Source organism: Vibrio spartinae, from assembly GCF_024347135.1.
GTDB lineage: Bacteria > Pseudomonadota > Gammaproteobacteria > Enterobacterales > Vibrionaceae > Vibrio > Vibrio spartinae.
Map to the genome: position 1 here is coordinate 699,435 of NZ_AP024908.1, position 25,207 is coordinate 724,641.

Consider the following 25,207-nt stretch of genomic DNA (forward strand, 5'->3'; position numbering starts at 1 on the left):
ATCTCGGCGATGAAACGCAGCCCTCCCCCATCGATGTGCTACTGGCATATATAATGGATGAGTGACTTGATAAATTTATAAAGTCACTTGTTTCTGAATCCCTGATTCATTAGCAAAGTCATCATCATGGCTAACCAAAATGAACCCCCCACGATAATTTCGCAGCGCCTGCGCAAGCATGATTTTAGAATCGAGATCGAGGTGATTGTCCGGCTCATCGAGAAGTAACAACGGTTGTTCGGGTTGATGACTGACGATCAGCATTGCTAATTTCATTTTTTCTCCCCCGCTAAGCACGGCGCCAAGACGAAATACACGATCACGACGAAATCCAATCCCCGCTAGCAGTGTTCTGGCATCGCTCTCTTGCATGCCTTCACACTGTTGTATCAAATTATCCAGCATCGACAACCCGGGCTCAATTGCACCAAAATGCTGCTCAAGATAATACAATGATGTATTCAAATGCAGTTCCCCTTGTTGAAGTGCCAGCTCTCCTAGCAATGTTTTCAACAAGGTTGACTTGCCGCAACCGTTTTTGCCCGTCAGATGAATCTTATCATCAGCATATACCTGAAGGGTGATCGGTTGACCACGACCAAAAGGCAATACCCCCGCCAGAATCGAAACGACTTGATGCAATCGGCTTGTGTTATCAGACAGATAGAGCTTTTGGCGTGTTACTTGTTCTTTCCTCGCTCTCAACACTTGTTCTTTTTCGTTTAAATGAGCTTGACGAAGTTGTTCATTTTTATGGCGGTTCGATGCACGAGCTGTTGCGGTATCTTTTTTGTAATCAAGTAAGAGTTTGGACTGACCACCGGCTTTACGCAACTTATCGCCTTTAGCCGCTCTTTGAGCAGCCTTTTCTTGATTACGCTGAGCTTGCGCTGCCAACTTTTTCTGCTGCTTACCCACACTCACGAGTTGTCGTGCGACGGCTTGCTGCTCGGTACGCATTTGTTGAATGTAAGCATCGTAATTTCCGCCAAACACTTGTAATCCCAGTCCTGAAAGCTGCCAGATTTCGTTCATTTCACGCAATAACAATCGGTCATGGCTGATCAGTAAAATCGCGCCTTTGAAAGCCTGTATTGATTCGATCAACCACTGCTTTGCATGAGCGTCAAGATGGTTGGAAGGCTCATCGAGAATCAGTAATTCAACGCCACTTTCAAACAACTGCCACAGTTGCAACCGGGCCAATTGTCCACCGCTCAGCTGAGCACAGGGAAAATCGGGATCTAAGGGGAGCCCCATCTCTTCGAGTTGCTGAGTGAGTCGCATGGAGAAATCCCATTGCTCCCCGATCACATCGAACCAATAGGCTGAACAATCCCCTGATTCAACCTGCTTCAACGCTTTCAGTACGTCGTCCTTACCCAAAAATTGCGCGATGGAAAGCTTACCAGATAACAAGTGTGATGGTTGCTGACGATATACCGCACATGACTTAGGAAAGATGACCGTTCCGCTCGATGGCTTTTGTTCACCACTTAAAATCGCAGCGAATATCGATTTGCCAACACCATTATGACCAACCAACCCAACTCTATTTCTCGTCATTGAGCATGATAATTGTTGAAACAGCACCTCGCCGTTATCAAATGTCTGGCTAATGTTGTGAACCTGTAATATCGGCATCGTTTGTCTCCTGTGTGACAGGGACAATAGCCGTAGCAAGTCAGTATGAGAGATGAAATCCATGCAAATACACACACTTATTCAAGTGTTCAAGTGTCAAAACATAATTGCAGAGAAATATCGGAAAGTGAGCTACGCCTACTAACCCTGTAAATCCAAAAAAATAAAATGAGAAATGGATGACAGGTTTAGTGATTCATATTGGCGTAATCTCCTAAAGAAGTGATGGACAAAGATTACTTGATTCACACGCATTCAGTCAAGGCCCACCATACTGACAAAGCAAGCCTGCAAATAACGTTTGACGGGGAGGTGGGGCTGAACGGGGCCCCTTCTTTGGCTCAGTCGCGAGTTTGAACAGGTATCAGTGCCCCTAGTGATCAATACTTTGCTAGAAATGCCGCAGCTATAGCATGTCAATGATGCCATCAGGATAAAACGGGAGGCTGCCGTTCAAAATATCATCCTCATCAAACCAACGGACAATAATCCCCTCTCCGTCCGCTTCAATCCCGGGAATGTTCTCCCGTTGATAAAACGATTTGTCTTTGAATTCTGCCTCGTAGACAAACACAATTTCATGTCCCGCGGCGCTACTGGATGTAAACATATTCTCACAGATCCCCAGCAGCCTCAGATTATCGATTTCTGCCCCGATTTCTTCGAAGGTTTCTCTGCGAACTGCATCTGTAGACTTCTCACCAAATTCAATCCCACCCCCGACTGGAATGACATATTTTTCATCTTTAATCAGGTCATTCCCTTCGGTGAGTAGAATTCGATGCTGATGCCGGAACAGGCAGACTACTTTAGCTCGGATATGTCGCATAAGGGACTCTCACTTCAAATCACAGGGAAACGTCTATCAAATCCTATTCAATCCATCACATACAATCAATGTTTGAACTATCGATCCCACAGAAATGATCCTTGGTCGAAACGGGAGCTAATTGCTCACTGACCGTTTTCGCTAACCTTCTCATTCTTTCTTTGGGATAACTTATCGTGATACATGCTTTTATCGGCCTCTGATAATATGTCATTGATAACAAGATCTCCTGATGGACCTTGAAAATGATAATGTCCGATACTTAAAGAGATCTCTATTTCATGGTTACGCCAACGTAAAGGGTTGGACTCGAAGTAAATATGTATCTTGTGGATGATCTGTTCAATATATTCTGGTTTTGTGGTGCGCTGGAGAATCACAACGAATTCATCACCACCAATTCTAGAAATAAAATCTGATGATCTTAAACACTTGGTTAACGACGATGCGATATATTTCAAGACTTCATCACCGGCCTCATGCCCTAACGTGTCATTAATCTGTTTGAACCGATTTAAATCAATATTCAAAACCGTCAATTCAATCAGAGTTCCGCTTCTTAATTTTATTCTTTCAAATTCATTGAATAAATAACGCCGGTTAGGGAGCTTAGTCAGTTCATCATGCAATGAAAGCTCATGAACACGTAAATAATTGTTAATCAAAAACAATATCAGAAAATAGACGACAGAAAATGTCATAAACCCCAGTGTGTAGAAAAGATTCTCAAACTGACTCACGCTCTCAATTTCATGAAAATTTTTATATTTAGCAAACAAAGTCCAATTCACATTGGGCAGATATATGGGATAGCTGATATCAAAATCTTTGAGAATCGCGTCATCACCTTCAATGAGTTTGCTGGTTGTACCATTATAGTTATTTGCAACTAAGGCGACGTCAACATCCTTGAACTGATGCAAATTAGACAGAGCTATCAGCTTGTCATAATTAATCACGACACTGAGTCCTCCCCAATAATTAGCGTTATGCGGTACATCCGTAAAAATCGGGTATCGGGCAATCAGCGCAGTACCGCCTTGGACCAATTCCAGTGGACCAGCAATGAAAACCTTTTGCGTCTCTCTGGCAATCTGAATCGTTTTATACTGTTGAGGTAATGTACGAAAATTGAGTCCAAGCGCTTCTTCATTCCCTTTTAAGGGATAAACATGGGAGATGATGTTATTGGGGGCAAGTCCGATATTTCTGACCAGAGCGGCTTTCGATAAAAATTGCTTGGCGACGTACTCCCAATTTTTCATAGCAAATTGAGGATTTAAAGCAACCACGGAAGCAAAGCTATCTGCAAGGTATGTATCACGAAAGACGTTGGCTTCAATACTATATCGGACCAATGCCAGCTCATGTTGTATGATCTCTTTAATCTCTTGACTCTGTTTGTTAACAAAGCGCTCCGTGACCAAATTTACGGCCATAAAAGAGAGTAAAACATACCCTATCGTCAACAGACAAAAGATCCATGGGTTGAACTTATATATTTTGATAATCACATCCTCCCATGGCAAGGCCAAACATTGACTGAAAACTACCTTTATAATCATATACTAGATATACAAGATCTGTTGGCGTTTTAGTCGAATTCACCTTGGTCGTTCCAAATTAGGTATTGCTCTCCTAGCAATGATAACCACCGATAACCACCGACTGAAGTCGGTGATTTAGAGCTGAAAGAAGGAAAAGGCACCGAAAGGTGCCTTGAAAACGTTTATGGTCGGATGTTAACGAATACAAGCTATGTCTTGATCTTAAATTTTCCGACTTGAGCAATCAGCTTCTCTGACATCCCATTTAAGTGCTGCGCTTGTATAGCGTCTTCTTCAGAGTCCTCACTTAGACTGTCAGAGATCACCTTGATGGACTCAGTGTTGACGTTAATCTCTTTACTAACGACCGCTTGTTCTTCTGCTGCGGTGGCAATCTGCGCTGCCATATGATTGATAGCCTCTGTAGATTCTTTGATTTCTTTGAAGCTCTCGGCAGCATTGCTGGTATCATCAACACTTTGAATAGCCAGATTGTGACACTGATTCATCACATCAACAGCCTCGGAAGTCGTTCCTTGCAGCTTACTGATCATTTGGCTTATTTCTTCGGTTGACGTTCGCGTTCTTTCTGAGAGTGTGCGCACTTCATCAGCAACGACGGCAAAACCGCGACCTTGATCCCCAGCACGCGCGGCCTCTATCGCTGCGTTTAGCGCTAGCAGGTTAGTCTGTTCAGCAATATCGTTAATCGACGAGACTATCGTCGTGATCTGTTCCCCTTGCTGATTAAGGTCTGCAATGACTCCACTTGCACTCTTAACCTCTTCAGAAAGCTTATGAATGGATTCCTCACTCTTTTGTGAAAGCTGGTTACCTCTGTTGCTGACTTCGACCGTATTTGTAGCGCTTTGAGCAGTCTCTTCGGCGATGTTAGCAATCTCACCTGTCGTGGTCGCCATTTCCGTCATAGCCGTTGCAACCATAGTGATTTCATTCTGTTGATTGGCGATTCTTGCCTGTCTTTCACTTGAAGATCGCGCACTAAGTTCTGACTGATTGAGTACTTCGTGTGATATCTCCTTCACTGTTGAGATAATACTGTGCAGCTTTTCGACAAACTGGTTAAAGCTTCTTGCCAGCTCGCCGACTTCGTCATTGCTCTTGGCATCAATACGTACCGTTAGGTCACCTTCACCCTTAGCGATATCGTTTAGTGCTACAGATACCGAAAATAGGTTTGAAAGCATATAACGCAGAGCACCACCCAAGATAACGATTGACAGAACAAACATAATAACCGCGGTTATAATTTGGTATGTCAATTGCTTCTTCATCGGTTTAAGGAGCACTCCCTTTTGACTCATGAGCACCAAATACCAATCAGTTCCCTTCACGTTAGATACGGTCAATAAGTTCTGAACGCCGTTTACTTTAATATCTAACAGGCTAGTCTTGTTAGCATGGCGAATCAACTCATTCGCCGTGACATCGCGTGTCAGGTCTGTCAAGGGCTTATTCCCCAACTCTGGGTTTGGATGCGCGATGATGGTTCCGGTTGAGGAAAGCAAGAAGGCTTTTCCGTCACCGGGAACCTTAATTGAGAGGATGTCATCATTAATTTTATCAAGAGGCAGAGTCGCCATCACGACACCCGTGACTTTGCCATCAATAATAACTTTCTTTGAAACAGTTGTGATAAGCACACCACTTGATGCACCCACGTAAGGTTCACTGAGGTACACATCTGAACTATTGATAGCATCTTTATACCAGGGGCGAACTTTAGGGTCGTAACCGGCTTTGGTATTCAACCCCTTTGCACGGTAGGTATCACCCGCAACGGTGCCATATAGCACTGAACCGAAACCACCTGCCATATCAATTGTCTTAATCTCGCTGGTAATTTTCTCTGTGGTATCCGTTCGGCTTAAAGCATCTGCAAATGCAGAGACCATACTCTTCTTCTCATTAATCCATCCGCTTACCGTCCGAGAACTACTTTCGCCATAAAGTGTATTCGAAGATGTAATGCTATTAAGTATTTGCGTTTGAATCGAATAGGCAGAAATGCTTGCCTGAACAAACGCAAGAACAGCAACGATTAAGCCGCTGATAATAAGTAGTTTCTTGGTAAGAGTCATGGGTTAACTCCTTACTAACCGGTTTGACACTCAGGTAAGTTTATACCACCACAGAGTATCATGTATCCGCAACATTGCAGTTTAATGATCCCGATCCACTTAAGGTGATAAATAACGAGTAAAAAAAGAAGTGTTTGATCACAAAACAACGTCCACACAACAACGTCGCTCATTTTCAGCAACATTTAAACTCTATACTGTCAGTCTCTCGATCAAATTCACACAATTTCTGGACCCTATTGGTCTCGATGCTCTCGGAAAACGGTCTTCGCCATTGGGTTAAACAACTTGAATGTGAAAAAGTCGATATAAAAAGGCCGAAAACCAAAAAAGCGCCCCAATCGGAGCGCTTCAGAATCAATATTCAACTATTCCCAATCAAGAATCACTTTCCCGGAAGCCCCGCTACGCATAGTGTCGAAGCCTTGCTGGAAGTCATCGATTTTGTAGTGATGGGTAATCATTGGCGTCAGATCGAGACCGGATTGGATCAGGCTTGCCATCTTGTACCAGGTTTCAAACATTTCCCGACCATAAATTCCTTTGATAATCAAACCTTTAAAAATAACCTGATTCCAATCGATTGCCATATCCGATGGTGGGATCCCCAACAGAGCAATTCGTCCACCGTGATTCATGGCTTCTAACATAGTGTGAAATGCCGCCGGAACGCCGGACATTTCTAAACCAACATCAAATCCTTCGGTCATTCCCAGTTCTGCCATGACATCATTGAGCCGCTCTTCTGCAATATTGACAGCTCGTGTAACGCCCATTTTCTCAGCCAATTGCAGACGATACGGATTAACATCCGTGATCACCACATGGCGAGCACCAACATGTTTCGCAACCGCGGCAGCCATAATACCAATCGGTCCGGCACCGGTGATTAGCACATCTTCTCCGACCATGTCGAACGACAGCGCGGTATGAACCGCATTGCCGAATGGATCAAAAATCGCAGCCAGATCATCGCAAATACCATCTGGTATTTTGAACGCGTTGTAAGCCGGAATGACCAGATATTCGGCAAATGCACCCGTCCGGTTCACACCGACACCAATGGTATTACGACATAAATGCGTTCTGCCACCACGACAGTTACGACAGTGACCACAAGTAATGTGTCCTTCTCCGGAAACGCGATCACCAATAGAGAAACCCCGGACTTCCTGACCAATACCCACGACTTCACCGACATATTCATGGCCGACCACCATCGGCACCGGGATAGTTTTTTGTGACCATTCATCCCAGTTATAAATGTGGACATCGGTACCGCAAATGGCAGTCTTCTTAATTTTGATCAGCAGATCATTATGTCCCATGACTGGCATATCGACCGAGGTCATCCAAATGCCCTGTTCAGGTTTTAGCTTTGATAATGCTTTAATTCTCATATGACTATCTCTGTCACAATTATCGACGATCACAACTGTCTCTACGACCATCATGATTCCGCTGATGTGAACAGAACAACATTACAGCGTACGGTTCACATCTCTTGGGCATTCAACCGTTAACTTACAACGACGAACCGGTGATAATACCCATCTCACGGCCAACCTGAATGAAGACGTCAATTGCCCTGTCCAGCTGCGCTTTTGAATGCGCCGCAGACATCTGAGTACGGATTCGTGCTTGCCCCTTCGGCACAACAGGATAAGAGAACCCAACCACATAGATGCCCTGCGCTAAAGCCCGCTCAGCAAACTCAGCCGCCACCTTCGCATCACCCAACATGATTGGAATAATCGCATGGTCTGCCCCTGCCAGCGTAAAACCGGCATCACTCATCCGCTGACGAAAATGCGCGGCGTTCTCCCACAGGTGTGTTCTCAGTTCACTGCTTTCTGCCAGTAAGTCCAACACCCGAATCGATGCGGCAACAATGGCAGGGGCAACGGAGTTAGAGAACAGATAAGGCCGGGAACGCTGACGCAACCAATCAATGACTTCTTTTTTACCGGCTGTATAACCACCGGAAGCCCCCCCCATCGCTTTACCTAATGTGCCGGTAATCAGATCCACTCGCTCAATGACCTGATGATATTCATGAGTTCCACGTCCATTTTCACCCATAAAACCAACCGCATGAGAATCATCCACCATCACTAAAGCATCATACTGGTCTGCCAGATCACAGATAGCCGGGAGATTAGCGACCACACCATCCATAGAGAAAACGCCATCCGTGACAATCATTTTATGCCGGGCACCCGCTTGATCAGCAGCAATCAACTGCTGCTCCAGCTCCGCCATATTGTTATTGCTATAACGAAAACGCATGGCTTTACACAACCGGACACCATCAATGATCGATGCATGATTGAGCGCATCAGAAATAATGGCATCTTCTTGGTCTAATAGTGTTTCAAACAGTCCGGCATTGGCATCAAAACATGAGGTATACAGAATAGTATCTTCCTTTCCGAGAAAGGCAGAGAGCTTCTGTTCTAAGGTTTTATGGATATCTTGCGTACCGCAAATAAACCGAACCGAAGCCATTCCGAATCCGTGGCTATCCATGCCAGCTTTGGCGGCTTGAATCAGTTCCGGGTGATCGGCCAGTCCCAAATAGTTATTGGCACAAAAATTCAGCACTTCATCACCAGTATTGATATGAACAGCCGCTTGCTGTGCAGAGGTGATGACGCGCTCCGACTTATACAGACCTTCTTCTTTGATGGATTCGATCTGATGTTGGATATGTTCGTAGAATGCAGAAGACATAATGATTCCCTTGCTATTTTTAGTTCACTGCCGTGATGATGCTGCAATATTTACAGTGTAAAGAGACGTGGTTGATCAGTGTAATCGATGTCGCAAAAAGCGATTATCCCTTATAGGGGAAAATCATTATTGAATTTAATTCACAAATAAAGCGTATTCCCATTTGTTCGGCTTGCCCAAGTTTTTATGCCATTCGACGGCTCTATTTTTGTTATCAACATCACATAATGGGATGAATGGCACAGTTTCACGGTGATCTCATTGATCTTGATTTCATACAGAATCTATCATTGGAACCGGTTCCAAAATTACAATTTTATCAAAATTACGGAGGAGTTAAATGAACCCGAAATTTCCGGAGAATTTCCTATGGGGAGGCGCTGTCGCCGCTCACCAGCTTGAAGGCGGCTGGGACAAAGATGGCAAAGGGATGAGTATTATTGATGTTGTAACCGCTGGTGCCTATGGCAAACAACGCAAGATTACCGATGGTATTCAGCCTGATGAATTTTACCCAAACCATGAAGCAGTCGATTTTCACGGGCGTTACAAAGAAGATATTAAACTCTTTGCCGAGATGGGATTCAAATGTTTCAGAACCAGTATTGCCTGGACGCGCATTTTCCCGACCGGAGAAGAAACGACCCCATGTGAGGCGGGATTGCAGTTCTACGATGATATGTTCGATGAACTATTGAAATACAATATTGAACCGGTCATCACCCTCAGCCATTTCGAAATGCCCTATCATCTTACTCAGAAGTATGATGGCTGGATGAGCCGGGAAGTCATTGATCTATTTGTAAAATATGCGATGACGGTGATTGAGCATTATCAGCACAAAGTGAAATACTGGATGACATTCAATGAAATCAATAACCAGAAGAATGTTGCCCTTGATATCTTTGGCTGGACGTGTTCTGGCGTCAAATTCACACAGAAAGAAAAGCCCGAAGAAGCCATGTATCAGGCAACGCATCATCAGTTTGTTGCCAGTGCTAAAGTCGTTGCCCAAGCCCATGCCCTGAATCCGGCGCTGAAAGTCGGATGTATGGTGGCAATGGTGCCATTCTATCCATATTCATCTCATCCTGACGATGTGATGCTGGCACAAGTCGCCATGCGGGATCGCTTTATTTTCGCGGATGTGATGGCCAAAGGTCACTATCCGACTTACGCCCGGAAAGAGTGGGAAGAGAAGGGCTATACCATTGAAATTGCTGAAGGCGATGACGCAATTCTCAAAGCCGGAGCAGTCGACTACATCGGGTTTAGTTATTACATGTCCAATACAGTCAATTCCCAAGCGACAGAAAGTAATCAGGAAGAACTGGTTGATGGGAGCCGTAAACATTCGGTCCGTAACCCGTTCTTGAAAGCCAGTGACTGGGGATGGCAGATTGATCCTGTCGGTCTGCGATATAGTCTGACAGCCCTCTATGAGCGTTACGAGAAACCGCTGTTTATTGTTGAGAATGGTCTGGGTGCCGTCGATAAAGTCGAAGCAAACGGCGAGATTCACGATGATTACCGTATCGACTATCTACGCACCCATATTCAGGAAATGGCGAAAGCAATTCATATTGATGGTGTCGAACTAATGGGTTATACCCCGTGGGGATGTATCGATCTGGTCTCTTTCACCACCGGAGAAATGAAAAAACGCTACGGTTTTATCTATGTTGATAAGCATGACGATAATACCGGTACGCTGCAACGTTCACGGAAGAAGTCATTTAATTGGTATAAGAATGTGATTGCCTCTAACGGTTCAGAACTCTAATCGGACAGAAGCAACGTCCAGTGATTCATATTCTGTTTAACGCTCATCGCGTCTTTGGAACTCAAAGACGCGATATATCTTCAATCTGATATCTGTGGTACTACCTTCAATACCCGCCCGTCGTTACCAATAACATCATTGCCATTGTAACAATTGAAATCATCACTGAATTTTCCCCAATACGTTTATTTTTTCCATCCCACTTAAGATATTTGTTAAACGTCACTTTTATTGAAGCAACGATAGTGCAGATGCAATAAATATATGAACTTCCTTCAATAAAGTACAATCGATTCAATCATTAGACCACTCACCTGAACGTTATTGATTACCATGTGCAAGCATGCCAATTCAGTATCTCATCATATATAACAAGAATAAAACAAGCCTTTCCTGAGCGCTTGAAATATGTTGATTGTGGTGTTGGCCTTTAGTTCTCAATCAAAGTGCAACACCGACATTTCCTGAATGATAAAAATAAGTCGCCCCTACAAGGAATATAATAATGAATCAATCTACACATCAAGGAAGTGAGGTTACTTTCAGACCTGACGAACTCTTAGTCTCAGCAACCGATTTGGATAGTTACATTACTTACGCCAACGATGAGTTTTGTAAAATTTCAGGCTTTAGTGCGGCAGAGTTGATTGGTAAACCCCATAATATGGTGCGTCACCCGGATATGCCGAAAGCCGCGTTTAAAGATATGTGGACACAACTGCAACAAGGACGAAGCTGGCACGGAATGGTGAAGAATCGTTGTAAAGACGGCCGCTTTTATTGGGTTGATGCATTTGTGACACCGCTATATGAAGGCGATAAAATGATCGGTTATCAGTCTGTCAGACGCTGTCCTCAACGTGAACATATTCAAGCGGCTGAAACGCTCTACGCCCAGATCAACCAAGGAAAACGCTCAATCTCCCTTCGAGAAAGCGATGGAATTAAACGATGGTTCGCCATAACATTCGCTGCGGGGTTGCTCGTTGGCGCATTCGCTTTATCAGGTATGTTGGCTGCGATGATATTATTGCTCTTCATTTTGATATTTCTCTATCTGTATTATGATGAACTGATCAAACTACCTCAATATATCAAACAACGGCAAACGGTGATGGAAAGTCCGTCACGTCTGGTTTTCAGTGGCTCGGGGCTCATCGGTAAGCTCAGTTATGACATCCAATTTCACGATGCCAAAATAAAAACGATCCTCGGCAGAAGTGCTGATAATGGTGCTGATTTGATCGCCTTATCACAAAAAATGAAAGATATCAGCCAGCACTCTCTCAATAGTATTGCAGCCGAAACAAATGAACTGACCCATCTGGCAACCGCAGCCACTCAGATCACCGACACCATTCATGATGTGAACACGAATCTCAGTTCGACCCATGATTATGTTCAGCATGTGAAAAACGAATGTAACCAAGCGGTACAGACCCTTCACGCCAATGGTCTTTCTTTGGACAACCTGCATCAAGGTATCGGAGAAGCCGCAGAAACGCTGCATAAGCTCACCAAAGATACCGATAATATTGCAAAAGTGATGGCAGAGATTCAGGGGGTTGCCGATCAAACAAACTTACTGGCACTAAACGCTGCAATCGAAGCAGCAAGAGCCGGTGAACAAGGCCGGGGATTTGCCGTCGTCGCTGATGAAGTTCGTAACCTTGCCGGCAGAACGCAAAATGCGACGCTAAGTATTCAACAATCGGTCACGGATTTACAAACATCGATGCATAACTGGCAGAAAACGATGTTAAAAAATCAGGAAACAGCAGATGGTTGCAATCAAGAATCACAAACCGTACGGCAAATGATGAATACCGTACAAGAGCAGATTACGATACTCGAAGAAAAATCGGCTCAGATTGCAGTAGCGATGGAAGAACAAGGGACCGTCATTACCGACATGACGCAGAATATGAATGATGCACAACAGCACGCTATTGACAACTATGAACTGGTCACGCAAGTCAGTGAGTATGCAACACAAACCGATGAACAAGCGATTTCTATTGCCCAGTTGAGCAGTACCTTTCGCTAAATCATACCGGTGACGAAAAGCGGCCCGCTCAAAGAGATCCGGCACGCTGCGTACAACATACGACTGAACAGAATACATCTCAAAAAAAGAGGGAAGCGCAAGCGCTTCCCTCTTTTCATTCAGTCTGACTGATTTATGCTTCAGTGTGACGTCGGGCGTGACCGCGTTCACCACGATGAGCACCTCGATGATCCCCACCACGATTACGATCAAAACGGCGTTCGCCTTCACGACGACTATTATCGCGGGAGCCACGACCTTCACCACTACGGTTTGGACGACTACCTTCACGACGGCCGCGAGATTCACGGAAGTCATCAAAGTCACACACGACAGCTCCGACATCTTTCTGACGAATCCGAAGTTTACGCAGCTTACGGGTCACGTCAGAAGACATGCTTTTCGGCAATTGAACGAATGTATGGCCTTGTGCCAGTTTAATGGCCCCGATTGAGCCTTTACCAAGCCCCAGTTCGTTTGCCAGTGCACCGACGATATCTTTAACCTGGACACCTTGTTCACGACCGACTTGTAGTTGGTAAGTATCCCAATCCTGATTTCCCTGACCATAACTCCGGCGGCTATCATCACCACCGTCACGACGATCACGACGACGTGATTTTTCACGCTCGATCTCAGCAATCATCGGGTCGTCACCCACGTAGAATAATGGACGTTTACCCTGTTGACGCTTCAGTAACATCGCTGCCAGTGTTGTGGTATCGATGTCTAAAGAATCTCTGAGGCTTTCAATCAGCTCGGAAAATTTTTCCAATGCTTTATGTTCTTTTTCAGTTTCAAGTTCTTGGCTCAGTTGAACCAAGCGTGCCTGAGCAACTTTGTCACGATGCGGTAACTGAATTTCTTCCATAGAAGAACGCGTCACTCGTTCGATCGTACGCAACATGCGGATTTGGTTTGTACGAACCAACAGGATCGCTTTTCCTTTCCGTCCGGCACGGCCAGTACGACCAATACGGTGAATATAAGATTCGACGTCAAATGGGATATCGTAGTTGAATACGTGCGTAATTCGAGGCACATCCAGTCCACGAGCAACAACATCCGTTGCAACCAGAATGTCAGTGACACCTTTTTTGATGTGCTCAACCGTTCTTTCACGTAAAGACTGAGGAATATCACCATGCAGCGCTGTCGCTTTAAATCCGCGAGAAGAAAGCCAGTCAGCCAGACGCTCGGTGTCTTGACGGGTACGCACGAAAACAATGGATGCATCCGTTTCTTCCGTCTCAAGTATACGAACCATGGCTTCATCTTTTTCAACGCCTTTCACAACCCAGTATTGCTGTTCTACTTTAGCAACGGTCTGGTTTGAACCTGCCACATCCACGCGGGCCGGATTACGCAGATAACGGTCTACAATGTTTTTGACCATTGGCGGCATTGTAGCTGAGAACAAAACACGCTGAGCAGTTTCAGGAGATTGTTCCATAATCCAGGTCACATCATCGACAAAACCCATTTTCAGCATTTCATCAGCTTCATCGAGAATAAAGGTGTGACACTCATCCAAATGGAGACGATCACGGGTAATTAAATCTTTAACCCGTCCCGGTGTACCCACAACGATATGAGCTCCCGATTTAAGGGCACGCATCTGATCAACAATCGATGCACCACCATAAATTTCTAATACTTTCAGGCCTGCAATTTGTTGGCCTAAAGTTTTGATTTCTGCAGCAACCTGAATTGCCAGCTCACGCGTCGGTGCCATGACAATGGCCTGAGGCTTACGCTGATCCATAATCAGTTTGTTGAGCAGAGGTAGAGAGAATGCTGCGGTTTTTCCGGTACCGGTTTGTGCTTTACCTAAAGCATCACGGCCTTCCAACAAAAATGGAATTGCAGCAGCCTGAATAGGTGTAGGAGAAACGAAGCCCATATTGTCTAGAGCAGAGAGGATTTCGTTTTTGAGCGCTAATTCTTTGAATTGAATTACATTTTCTTGCATGGGGTTCCCACTAATTTAGATGAATAACAAGGCCCCATGCGCTTTACCATTTCTAATCCAGTCAAGGATAGATTCCTTTCCGTACGGTATTAACTAAAGACCGCTTTAAAGCGACGAGGGACATAACAAAGGAGGCGGATTATTCCTTAAATGCATAAAAAAATCTAGAAAAAATTGAAATTCATCACATATTTTTCTCAATGCGAACAAAAACCTCCTTTTAATTCCGTCACATAACATATTGTCATCGTTTTTTAAACCCCACCGCTACAGATTCAATGTTGTACGATGCCAATGAAAATCAGTATAAGTCATGAAAATCAGTACAAGTATAGCAACATAACATCACTCCCGTATCACATGACCCAATAATGCCTGAGTACCTGCAAGATACAAAAATGTCTACTGATACGCATTCTCTCCAAAATCACTACCGAAGCACAATATCAGCAGGTATGCTCATCAGGGAGTCATATACTTTCCCCTGATTACCGAGTACCATGTGGGGTATATGTAATATTTACGGATATTTCGCAGATATTCGATGCCATGTACTGGAGAAGACTTCGCGAAATTGAGGAGAGCGCCCTCTCCTGAGCCAAAAGATGAAAGGTTAAAATAATATCTGATGTTTCAAGACAATCCATTACTTGCCCAGTTAAAACAACAGATTCAGGAGAATCTGCCGAAAAAAGAAGGGACCATTAAAGCAACTGATAAAGGTTTCGGCTTTTTAGAAATTGACAGTAAAAACAGTGTCTTTATCCCACCTCCCTACATGAAAAAATCAATGCATGGCGATAAAGTCATTGCAATCATCCGCACCGAAAACGAACGTGAAGTTGCCGAACCACAAGAGTTACTCGAACCTGCCCTCTCTCGCTTTATTGGCCGTGTCAGACTGCACAAAGGCAAGCTCAATGTTGCACCGGATCATCCACAACTGAAAAAACAACCGCTGAAAGCGAAAGTCAGAAAAGGATTGGATCCAAACACGATTGCGGAAAACGACTGGGTGGTAGCACAGCTCACGCGTCATCCACTCAAAGGTGACAATGGTTTTTTCGTTGAAATTACTCATAAAATTACCGATGCCGACGACAAAATTGCCCCTTGGTGGGTCACTCTGGCAGCAAACGATTTACCGAATCAAGAGCCGGAAGGGATCGAGCACTGGGAACAGAAAGATGACCCGGCACTGACTCGGGTTGATTTAACCGATATTCCATTTGTGACAATTGATGGTGCATCGACTCAAGATATGGACGATGCACTGTACGCCAAGCGTACTGAGTCCGGTGATTTTGAGTTAACGATTGCCATTGCGGATCCAACCGCTTACATCACGCCTGATGATCAGATGGACAAGGTAGCCCGTGAACGGGGCTTTACGATTTATCTGCCGGGACGCAATATTCCAATGCTCCCGAGAGAACTCGCTGACAACTTATGTTCGCTGCGGGAAGGTGAAATACGCCCAGCCTTGTGCTGTACAGTCACAGTGGCTCAGGATGGTACCCTGCAAGATGATATCCGCTTTTTCTCAGCACAAATTCAATCTCATGCCCGCCTGGTTTACGATCATGTTTCAGACTGGCTGGAACTCGGTCAGTCAAGCGATTGGACACCTTCCGATGAAATTGCTCAGGTCGTCCGAGAGTTATATGCCTTTTCTCAGGCGCGTGCCTCATGGCGGGCAACCCACGCGGTGGTGTTCCCCGACAGACCGGATTACCGCTTTGAACTCAGTGAAGATAATGATGTTATTGCCATTCATGCCGATATGCGCCGCAGTGCCAATCGTCTGGTTGAAGAAGCGATGGTGACAGCGAACGTATGTGCCGGTAAAGTGCTTCAGCAGCAATTCGGGACGGGGGTCTTCAATGTCCACGACGGGTTTAAAACTGAACGGATTGCTGATGTGATTGCGCTTATTACCGAACACGGCATGAGTGATCACAACGATGAAACGGTTAAAACACTGACAGGTTTTTCCGCCCTACGTCGTTGGCTTGCCACTCAAAACACCAGTTATTTGGATAACCGTATTCGTAAATTCCAAAGCTATAGTGAAATCAGTAATCAGCCAGCACCACATTTTGCTATGGGGTTGGATGTCTATGCGACATGGACATCTCCGATTCGTAAATATGGCGATATGATCAATCACCGCTTACTGAAGTCTTATATTGTCGGTAAACCGCCGGTGCAATTACCGGATGAACGGGTTGGTGAGGAGCTGGCAATTCATCGGAAACATCATAAGATTGCAGAAAGAAACATCAGTGACTGGCTTTATGCCCGAACCTTGGCTGAAGAGCCGCAGAAGCAAACGCACTACCATGCGGAAATCTTTGATATCAACCGTGCCGGGATGCGGATCAGATTAATCGAAAATGGTGCCACGGCATTTGTCCCTGCTTCGCTGATCATGGATAACAAAGAACGTATCGAGTGCCATGCAGAACAAGGTTATATCTACATCGATAAAGCACTGGTGTATAAACTGGGAGATACCCTTGAAGTCACACTGAATGAAGTGAATCAAGAAAACCGGAACATCATTGCCAAACCGACTGCAGTTTTTGCTGAGCCAGCTCAAAGCGACGAATCAGAAACGGCTTGATGATGCGTTTGTGCTTACGGCTGCTTAAAGTAGCCGTGAGTTACGTCAAGTGCCGATATGATTCAACATCTATTGCGCATAAAAAAAGGTATTCATATGAATACCTTTTTATTTACGTCAATCCGAAATATGGTGTGGTGTTTTATCTTAGCAGCCGATGCATCTGACTTGGTTTCAATAAAACCACCGACCTCCCAACAAATTAAGACCAAAACAAGGATTTTGGGTCTTTTTCAACTTCGCGGATTAATGCGGTTAAATCTTCACTTCGGCCCAAGAAAGGGTATGGCATCCAAGTGTTTTTATCATTCGGCACATAGAGTGTCCACACTAGCGCTTGTTGATCCCACTGAATCTTTGCCACTGGCGTAGAATAATCGTAATGACTGGAATCAAGCTTATAATGGTGTTTGAGAAATTTGACACCATCCACAATCGGCTCAAAGCATGATTTACCAATGCCAACCGGCAATCCCTGATTGCGATTTTGGCATAATAGTTCAGCTCGGTGTTCGATCTGACGTTGTAATAGGTTAACGACCGTCATCTATATCTCAATAAACCTCTGAATCAACTAAGATAAGCAACCATGACACATTTCTGATTCTGATTGCATTGATCTCACGATGTACTGAGTATAAACCATTCCCTTCTTCAGAACGATACACAAAGCTGAATTCTGCCTTGTCACCTCAAGGAAGGGTTTATCAAATATCACCTTCCCAAGTACCTGCCGCATATTTTCACTGTTGCGGCTTGCTGGTAAAAGTCCATTCCCAAGTTGGAGCCATATGTCGAAACGTCATATTTCTCTCCGATTCACTCATCATTAGTCACAAAAATGTCATCAAAGTCTCATAATATCGAGGCTTTATTAGATAATGTGGAGTGGATTATGTTGCGGGTTGTTATCGGCCTATTTCTCAGTGTATGGGTTATGTCATCGCAGGTTGTTGCCAAAGAAATCAATGTGTCAGGGTCAACCTCAGTCGCGCGAATTATGGATGTTCTTGCTGAAGACTATAATAAATCGCATCCAGAAAGCTTTGTTGCTGTTCAAGGCGTGGGCTCAACTGCGGGAATTACCCTGTTGAAAAAAGGTGTTGCCGATATTGCAATGAGTTCCCGCTATCTGACTGAAGGTGAGCTGGAAGAAAATCTAAAAATACAACTCATTGCATATGACGGTTTGGCAATTGTTGTGAATCTCGCCAACCCGATCAAGAATCTGACCCGAGACCAACTCTACAAAATTTATAAAGGTCAGATTACCAACTGGAAGGTTTTAGGGGGAAATGATCAAAGAATTGCGGTCGTGACACGAGAAGCGTCATCCGGCTCCAGATTTAGTTTTGAGAGTCTGTTGGGATTAACCCGGGTCGTCAACAATCGCCTAGTCTCCGATATCAATCAAAGTAACCTTGTCGTCAATAGTAATAGCATGGTCAAAACATTAGTCAATCATAATCCCCGGGCCATTGGCTTCATTTCGACCGGCTCTGTTGATCAGTCAATTAAGGCGGTTCCATTTGAAGGTGTGGTGGCTTCGACGAAAACCATCTCTGATGGTTCGTATCAGCTTTCAAGACCATTTCTAGTCGTTGATTATTCAGATAAAATCAGTCAGGAAACTCAAAATTTTATCAAATACCTTCAATCGGATCGAGCACGGGAACTGATTGACAGCTATGGATATATTCCATCGATTCAATAAACGATTGATCATTAACATTCAATCTACATATCAATGATGTAAAAAGGACTGGCTTAGCCAGTCCTTTTCTTATTCTGAGACACCAGCCATCATTAAACGACGGGGGTCTCCTGCGGTGGTAAATCCTGCTGACGCAGTTTGTCGTTTTTCAGAGTCCGATGGAGTAATTGACTGTATAGTGGCTCTCCACCAAGTAACTGAGCAAAGACAACCGCTCCCAATACAGTAATGATCAGCGGTAGAATCAAATAATAGTTATTGGTCATCTCAATCACTAATAAAATACCGGTAATCGGGGCTCGAACTGTTGCAGCAAATAATGCGCCCATCCCTGCAATCGCAAACATTCCCGGATCGAATGCCAGTTCAGGCAGAAAATTATGGGAAATCAGACCAAATGCATACCCAAACAACGTTCCTAAAGCCAACATAGGGGCAAAAATACCACCAGGCGCACCGGAGCCAAAACAAAGCATTGTGGTTAAGATCCGTCCCAAAAATAGCAGCATTAACAAACTCGCAGTGTAGCCGCCATTGGTAATCACCGGAATAAGTGAGATACCGCCACCGGTTAGATCAGGAAGATACAGCAGCAGGATGCCAAAACACCCGCCGAGAAACGAACCGATCAGTAAATAACGCTTGCGGTCATTGCGGTGGATTTTAACAAAGACATCCTGAAAAAATGTCACCAGACGATTGAAGAATACCCCGAAAATCCCAAATAGAATGCCCAGCAATAAAAAGAGCCACAATGCTTCGATTTCCGGCGCTTGATACTGAGGCATGGTAATCACAGCCGCCTGACCATTAATCATCCGAAATACAATATTGGCAAAAACAGAAGAAATGATTACCGCTTTAATCGAAATCAGCGTGTAACGAAACTGGGGCCGCATCTCTTCAACCACAAACATAATGCCAGCCAGTGGTGCGTTAAATGCCGCAGATAACCCACCAGCAGCACCAGCGGCCAACAACGAATGTCGAGCATCATCATTTTTAACCCGGAACAGACCTGAAATCATCCGTCCGATGGCACCCCCCATCTGAACGGTCGGACCTTCACGTCCCAGCACCATGCCAGATCCCAGCGCACCGAGTCCACCAAAGAATTTTACTGGCAGCACCCGCCACCAACGCACTTGTCGCATCCCGTCCATCGCCCCTTCGATTTCAGGAATCCCCGAACCTGCGGCTTCCGGCGCAAAACGGTGAACCAGAAAGTAACCGATAAAAGCCAGACTCGCACTAATTAAAAAGGCCGCCAGCCAAAGTGGCAATAGATTACCGATTTCACTAATTAGCCAGCTCGTCCGGGTTTCTGAAACAAAATGAATGCCTAACTCAAAATAGGTCCCGGCCAAGCCAGATAAAACCCCGACAAGAATAGAAAGCAGCAGAACAGAGACCGGAGTCTTATCTTTTGAGAGAAACTGATTAATGGCGTCTTTAGGCACTTTGGCTAGTAGGGAAGGTTTGAATCTCTCTTTAGATCTCATTGAGTTAAGGCCTCACAAATGAAAGTATCAGTATCAACGAGCGTGAATTATACGCATCCTTATCATCTTCTATAGTTGCAATAATGCAATGTTGTATTTCATATTTATACTTAAGTCTCTTTCAAAATACGACTTCATGAGCAAATTGAAAGAATGCCACTCCCTGATGATAACCACAGTTGCAGGTGAAACACAAATTTGTGAACCACATAAAAAAACGGTACAACAAATGATCATCATACTTGAAATACCAGTATATCGGGCCATAATCAAAGTGTAAGGCAATTGAAATAATCTTAACTGGAGGAACGATTTAGTCTTACATACAATTTGGATCAAGGAATAGAACTCCTAAGACCATTCCCGCCATTAGCTGGTTCACACACAACCAGATCGCAAGCTCACGATATGAGTCGCGGGAAATTAAGGCGCGCTTTTATAAGTGCGCCTTTTACATTTTATCCCCTCGCAGAATCTTTGTATACTGCCACCCCGAACCTTCTTCAATTTGGAGTTGAAGTCATGACTCAACAAATTCCTGCCAATGTCATCACCGGATTTCTGGGAACAGGCAAAACCACAGCGATTCTGAATCTACTGAAAAATAAACCTGCCGATCAAAACTGGGCGGTTTTAGTCAATGAATTTGGTGAAATCGGCATTGATGGCACCCTCTTGTCTCAACAAAATGCTTTGGTGAAAGAAGTTCCCGGTGGTTGTATGTGTTGTACTGCCGGCGTGCCGATGTCTGTTGGGATTACGGCATTGCTGCGACAAAAACCGGATCGGCTGCTGATTGAACCCACCGGACTGGGACATCCCCGGGAAATCGTATCAACACTGACCTCAGTACAATATCAGCCCTATCTGGATTTAAAAGCAACAATTGCGCTGGTCGATCCGCGTAACCTCAGCAATCACAAATATACAACTCATCAGAACTTCAACGACCAACTGGCCAGTGCAGATGTCATCATCGGGAATAAAGTCGATCAATGTCATGCCAGTGATATCGACACATTCAATAACTGGCTCACCGACCAACAACCGGCCAAGATTTTTCACAAACTGACCCGGTTCGGTGATATTCCATCAGAGGTGCTGGATCTCCCGCGACGGGAGGACCCACAGCAAGTATCCTCTCAATCCCATCATGAGCATCAGCATAGTCAGGCTGAGCCGATCTTTCAGTTAGCCCCCGGAGAATCGTATCTGAGAAAAGAGAATCAGGGTGATGGCTACTACAGCTGTGGCTGGGTGTTCGGAGCCGAAATCGATTTTCCTTTTGATGCGCTGTTTTCATTATTCAGTGAGCTGACAGCAGAACGGATCAAAGCAGTTATCAATACAGACCGTGGCTGCTATGCATTCAACGTCAATCATCACGTTGTTTCCGTACATGAGATATCACTGGATGGATTTGAGTCAAAAATAGAAGTGATTGATTCCCAGCTGATGCCTTGGGATGAGCTGGAACAGATTCTGCTTGAACTCGGGCAACGGACTGAAAAATAATCGACCGTATGGGGTATCCATCTCTGTCTTTCGGCCATTGACTCGGATAAACAATAACGACATAAACAATAATGACAGCGTGATGCTGTCATTATGTTGAATGAATTGATGAAGGATAAATCGCAGATGGATTAACGTTTGTTCCGTAAATAACGTTTACGGCGTTCCTCTTTATGCTTTTCTTTCTCCGCGGCTTTTCTTGTCGCTTCCAGTTCAGCATCAATCAATTCCTGATGGATCATCTCCGGCCGCTCCAGCGTCATTGCCCCAATGGTGCCGGCTCGTAATTCATGCAACAGAATCTCTGACGCTTTATGCAAATCAATCCGTCCACCTGCCCGTAAAGCACCGCGTTTACGACCAATGGCCTCCATCCATTCGATATCCGATTGAGGATCTTCATCAATCTGATAACGCGTTTTCAATAAATCAGGATAAGCCTGAGCCAGATATTCAACCGTGTAAAACGCCACTTCATCATATTCCATCGCGGTATCTTTCACCGCACCGGTCGCAGCAAGGCGGAAACCAGAATGTGGGTTCTCAACTTTGGGCCAGAGAATTCCCGGTGTATCGGATAACACAATCCCATTTTGCAGATTGATCCGTTGCTGACGACGCGTGACGGCTGGTTGATTTCCGGTCTGAGCAATCGTCCGGCCGGCCAAAGCATTAATAATCGTTGATTTACCGACATTGGGAATTCCCATGATCATCGTCCGAATATTCTTGCCGATTTCTTCCCGGTGAGGTGCCAGCTTACGGCACAGTTCCATGATCTGATTGACCTCCTGAGTATTCTGGGTCGTAATCGCCAACGCTTTTACGCCTTGCTCTTGCTCCAGGTGCTCAATCCAGAGTGCCGTTGTGACGGGATCGGCCAAATCGCGTTTATTCAACACTTTCACACAAGGCTTGTCGCCACGGAGTTCAGCAATCATGGGATTTTCGCTACTAAATGGAATACGGGCATCCAGCACTTCAATAATGACATCAATCTGGGGAATGACTTCTTCGATTTCCTTGCGTGCTTTATGCATATGTCCCGGAAACCATTGGATTGTATTATTAACCATTTGAAACGAACCTTTCACCGATATCCGTTTGTTCTGTTTCTCTGAATGAATGCGTTGTTATCGCCTTCAGGAGATGACAAACGGACGGATTTGATAAAATGATGGCATTCTAACATGCTCTGTATGAAATGGGAGACAGTTCTTTGATTATGCCCGCTATGGACGACAATCAGTCAGGAAATTGCAGTCAACGGCTCACAAGTAACCGTAATTCAGTACAGCACCAATAAAAAAGTGCCGCCTAAAGGTAGGGACGGCACAAGGGTATAGCTATCGTTGAGATAGGCTATTTTTCTGCAGATTGGAGATCTTCTGCCATATTTACGGATGAATCATGCTCAGTTGGCGGAACAGGCAAAACCTGACGAACGTACTCTCCCGGTGCATCATCGAGGACAGGATAATTATCACTGCCGACAGCAAACGGTTCAATTTTTTCCTTCGCACAGAAACCACACAGCCACTCATTCCAGTGATTCCACCATGAGCCTGCTTGACGCTGCGCATTTGCCAACCATTCATCAGCATTTTCTTCCTGCGCATCATTCAACCAGAACCCATATTTCTTTTTATCCGGATGATTAATAATACCGGCAATATGACCAGATTCGCCCAACACGAACGTTTTATTACCACCGGTTTTCATCGCACCGTCATAGGTTCCTTGCCATATCGCGATATGATCTTCTTTGGTTGAGATGAAATAACTCGGGATCTTAATCTTATCCAGATCAATCCAAACACCACCGACTTTCACACCTTTATTCTGAATCAGTTTGTTCTCCAGATAGAGATCTCTGAGCAAGAAATTATGGCTCGCAGCGGTCACATTGGTGCTGTCACTATTCCAGTACAACAGGTCAAAATCGACCGGATTAGACCCTTTCAGATAGTTATCGACATAGTAGTTCCAATAGAGATTATTCTCTCGCAGTAAGCTGAATGTCACACTCAGTGAACGGCCATCCATGTAACCACGAGATAAGTTTTGCATCTCAATCGCACTAATCACAGGATCATTGATATAAGCACCGACTTCACCCGGCTGTGAGAAATCCAGTATAGTCGTAAAGAAAGATGCAGATTTAATCCGTTTTTTCATTCGTTTCGCAGCATAATAAGCAATCGTCGTTGCCAGCAAAGTACCGCCAATACAATAGCCTGCTGCATTGATTTGCTCCTGCCCGGTAATATCTTCCACGACAGAAACGGCTTTTACAACGCCATCGATGACATAGTTTTCATACCCCAACTCGGCCTGTTCTTTGCCCGGATTTCGCCAAGACATCATAAAGACACTATGGCCTTGTTCCAGCAGCCAACGCACCATTGAGTTCTTTTCTCGGAGATCGAGAATATAGTATTTATTCACAAACGGCGGCACAATCAGTAACGGTGTGCTGTAAACTTGTTCAGTCAGCGGTGTGTACTGAATCAGTTCAAACAACTCATTTCTGAAGACGACTTTACCCGGTGTCGTTGCAACATTCTGACCGACTCGGAACGCATTGTTATTGGTCATCCGAATTTTCAAAATATCGGCACTGGAGGCTACATCCTCTTTTAGTGCTTCCATACCATCAACCAAATTCTTTCCGTTAGACTCAAGTGTCAACTTCAGTAATTCTGGGTTTGTCGCGATAAAATTGCTGGGCGACATTGCATTGATGGTTTGACGTGAGAAGAAGCGTAAGCGCTCTTTCACTTTGTCATCCAAACCTTCAATGGCATCAATGGTGTCAATATATGTTTTGCCAAACAATAAATAGGATTGCATGATAAAGTTAGACATAGCGTCATCTTTCCATGACTCATCCGCAAAGCGCTTATCACCATGCTCAGCTTCAATCAGTAAATCTTTATTGCCAGCAAGAACAACATTTTGCCAAATTTCTAACTGTTTTTGCCACCACGCCATCTGAAGATCGAGCAGTGCAGCCGGTTGGTCGGCAGCCCTTTCAAAAAGTTTTGCAGTATCCTCAAAACTCACTTCCTGCATCGCTTTATTCAAGGGCGAACGAAAGACTTCCTGTTGTGCTTCAAAATCAGTCCACCATTTATGATTGGTTTCCTGAATTTTCATCAGGTAGTCAGAGAAGAAGTGTTGAATCATAACC

16 protein-coding genes are annotated in these 25,207 nt (G+C 44.6%); 5 read left to right on the forward strand and 11 right to left on the reverse strand.

Annotation, left to right across the window (positions count from 1 at the left end):
• Nucleotides 1-75: 75 nt before the first annotated feature.
• From OCU60_RS20875 to OCU60_RS20900, 6 genes are all read right to left on the reverse strand, one after another.
• Nucleotides 76-1,644, reverse strand: coding sequence for an ATP-binding cassette domain-containing protein (locus tag OCU60_RS20875; protein ID WP_074371072.1), 1,569 nt, complete (start codon nucleotides 1,642-1,644; stop codon nucleotides 76-78).
• Between the two features lie 406 nt (nucleotides 1,645-2,050).
• Complete coding sequence (locus OCU60_RS20880; protein ID WP_074371073.1) at nucleotides 2,051-2,473, reverse strand: NUDIX hydrolase; 423 nt, start codon at nucleotides 2,471-2,473, stop codon at nucleotides 2,051-2,053.
• A 125-nt stretch (nucleotides 2,474-2,598) separates the two neighbouring features.
• A complete protein-coding gene (locus OCU60_RS20885) occupies nucleotides 2,599-3,987 on the reverse strand; it encodes a diguanylate cyclase domain-containing protein (RefSeq protein ID WP_228449086.1) in 1,389 nt (462 codons plus the stop codon).
• A gap of 242 nt (nucleotides 3,988-4,229) precedes the next feature.
• Entirely contained in the window at nucleotides 4,230-6,122 is a 1,893-nt protein-coding gene (locus tag OCU60_RS20890) for a methyl-accepting chemotaxis protein (protein WP_074371074.1), read from the reverse strand.
• A 368-nt stretch (nucleotides 6,123-6,490) separates the two neighbouring features.
• The gene (gene tdh, locus OCU60_RS20895; protein WP_074371199.1) at nucleotides 6,491-7,522 is read right to left on the reverse strand and encodes an L-threonine 3-dehydrogenase; all 1,032 of its coding nucleotides are present in this window, start codon (nucleotides 7,520-7,522) and stop codon (nucleotides 6,491-6,493) included.
• 124 nt (nucleotides 7,523-7,646) lie between these two features.
• Nucleotides 7,647-8,855 carry a glycine C-acetyltransferase gene (locus tag OCU60_RS20900; protein ID WP_074371075.1) on the reverse strand — a complete coding sequence of 403 codons (1,209 nt, stop codon included), beginning with the start codon at nucleotides 8,853-8,855 and terminating at the stop codon, nucleotides 7,647-7,649.
• A 340-nt stretch (nucleotides 8,856-9,195) separates the two neighbouring features.
• Here OCU60_RS20900 and OCU60_RS20905 point away from each other — a divergent pair, with 340 nt between their 5' ends.
• Complete coding sequence (locus OCU60_RS20905) at nucleotides 9,196-10,638, forward strand: 6-phospho-beta-glucosidase (RefSeq protein ID WP_074371076.1); 1,443 nt, start codon at nucleotides 9,196-9,198, stop codon at nucleotides 10,636-10,638.
• Between the two features lie 505 nt (nucleotides 10,639-11,143).
• Nucleotides 11,144-12,685, forward strand: a complete 1,542-nt coding sequence (locus OCU60_RS20910) for a methyl-accepting chemotaxis protein (RefSeq protein WP_074371077.1) — start codon at nucleotides 11,144-11,146, stop codon at nucleotides 12,683-12,685.
• Nucleotides 12,686-12,818: 133 nt separating this feature from the next.
• Here OCU60_RS20910 and OCU60_RS20915 read toward each other — a convergent pair whose 3' ends face one another.
• The gene (locus OCU60_RS20915; protein ID WP_074371078.1) at nucleotides 12,819-14,657 is read right to left on the reverse strand and encodes a DEAD/DEAH box helicase; all 1,839 of its coding nucleotides are present in this window, start codon (nucleotides 14,655-14,657) and stop codon (nucleotides 12,819-12,821) included.
• A 628-nt stretch (nucleotides 14,658-15,285) separates the two neighbouring features.
• On the opposite strand from OCU60_RS20915, the gene rnb reads away from it, so the two are divergent.
• Nucleotides 15,286-17,283, forward strand: coding sequence for an exoribonuclease II (rnb, locus tag OCU60_RS20920; protein WP_074371079.1), 1,998 nt, complete (start codon nucleotides 15,286-15,288; stop codon nucleotides 17,281-17,283).
• Nucleotides 17,284-17,485: 202 nt separating this feature from the next.
• On the opposite strand, the gene OCU60_RS20925 is transcribed toward rnb, so the two are convergent.
• On the reverse strand, nucleotides 17,486-17,830 hold the full coding sequence (locus OCU60_RS20925; RefSeq protein ID WP_074371080.1) for a DUF3024 domain-containing protein: 345 nt from the start codon (nucleotides 17,828-17,830) through the stop codon (nucleotides 17,486-17,488).
• 348 nt (nucleotides 17,831-18,178) lie between these two features.
• Between OCU60_RS20925 and OCU60_RS20930 the strand changes: the two genes are divergently transcribed.
• Nucleotides 18,179-18,997 (forward strand): phosphate ABC transporter substrate-binding protein, encoded by an 819-nt coding sequence (locus OCU60_RS20930; RefSeq protein WP_074371081.1) that lies wholly within the window; start codon nucleotides 18,179-18,181, stop codon nucleotides 18,995-18,997.
• Between the two features lie 92 nt (nucleotides 18,998-19,089).
• Here the strand turns inward: OCU60_RS20930 and clcA are convergent, their stop codons facing one another.
• A complete protein-coding gene (clcA, locus tag OCU60_RS20935; RefSeq protein ID WP_074371082.1) occupies nucleotides 19,090-20,499 on the reverse strand; it encodes a H(+)/Cl(-) exchange transporter ClcA in 1,410 nt (469 codons plus the stop codon).
• A gap of 522 nt (nucleotides 20,500-21,021) precedes the next feature.
• On the opposite strand from clcA, the gene OCU60_RS20940 reads away from it, so the two are divergent.
• Nucleotides 21,022-22,014, forward strand: coding sequence for a CobW family GTP-binding protein (locus tag OCU60_RS20940; protein ID WP_074371083.1), 993 nt, complete (start codon nucleotides 21,022-21,024; stop codon nucleotides 22,012-22,014).
• 131 nt (nucleotides 22,015-22,145) lie between these two features.
• Here OCU60_RS20940 and ylqF read toward each other — a convergent pair whose 3' ends face one another.
• Together ylqF and phaC are read right to left on the reverse strand one after the other, a co-directional pair.
• Nucleotides 22,146-23,090 (reverse strand): ribosome biogenesis GTPase YlqF, encoded by a 945-nt coding sequence (gene ylqF / locus OCU60_RS20945; protein WP_074371084.1) that lies wholly within the window; start codon nucleotides 23,088-23,090, stop codon nucleotides 22,146-22,148.
• A gap of 286 nt (nucleotides 23,091-23,376) precedes the next feature.
• Nucleotides 23,377-25,203, reverse strand: coding sequence for a class I poly(R)-hydroxyalkanoic acid synthase (phaC, locus tag OCU60_RS20950; protein WP_074371085.1), 1,827 nt, complete (start codon nucleotides 25,201-25,203; stop codon nucleotides 23,377-23,379).
• Between the last annotated feature and the right edge of the window lie 4 nt (nucleotides 25,204-25,207).